Origin of the sequence: Pseudomonas sp. 67(2021) (genome assembly GCF_017491835.1) — a bacterium.
Taxonomy (GTDB): Bacteria; Pseudomonadota; Gammaproteobacteria; order Pseudomonadales; family Pseudomonadaceae; genus Aquipseudomonas; species Aquipseudomonas atacamensis.
The window spans coordinates 1-213 of the sequence record NZ_JAFGYL010000134.1; the positions used below are offsets into that span (position 1 = coordinate 1).

The 213-nt window shown below is 64.8% G+C and carries 1 protein-coding gene; it reads right to left on the reverse strand.

Annotated elements, in window-relative coordinates:
- Positions 1 to 213 (reverse strand): immunoglobulin-like domain-containing protein (locus J5M66_RS26870; RefSeq protein WP_207810324.1); only part of this gene is annotated, 213 nt, incomplete at both ends.

The window sequence follows — 213 nt, forward strand, 5'->3', positions numbered from 1 at the left end:
CAGCGGCGTTGGTCAGGGTCGCGGTGTAAGTGATCTGGCCACCCTCCGCCACCGAGCCGGTGGCCGACAGGGACAGGTTGGTGGTGTCGACGGTGTCGGTCACGGTGGTGCTGACCGGGGTCTTGTCGGCGACGAGATTTTCGAAATTGCCGCCGGTTACGCCAGTGATCGAGTTGGTGATCGGCGCGTTGCCGGTCAGCGCATCGTTCGCAG